The 273-nt window shown below is 41.0% G+C and carries 1 pseudogene; it reads left to right on the top strand.

The window, feature by feature from the left end:
* Positions 1 to 273, top strand: a pseudogene (locus tag C1E99_RS00220) (hypothetical protein); the annotation flags it as partial.

Raw genomic sequence — 273 nt, 5'->3', positions numbered from 1 at the left:
CAAAGCCAAACGTAAGCAGTTCGTATCACGTATTATCACAGGCGACTATGATGCCATTGTCATTGGAGATTCCCAGTTTGAAAAAATACCGATGAGTCGAGAGAAGCAGGTTACCTATATCAATGACAAGCTGGAGCAACTCAGAGAAATCAAACTAGGAAGTGATTCTGATTATACGGTCAAAGAAGCAGAGCGTTCAATCAAGGGACTAGAGCACCAGTTGGAAGAACTCCAAAAACTAGAGCGAGATACCTTTATTGAATTTGAAAACCT

The organism is Streptococcus suis (genome assembly GCF_002964045.1).
GTDB lineage: Bacteria > Bacillota > Bacilli > Lactobacillales > Streptococcaceae > Streptococcus > Streptococcus suis_U.
This window is presented reverse-complemented; position numbering and strand designations above follow the sequence as displayed.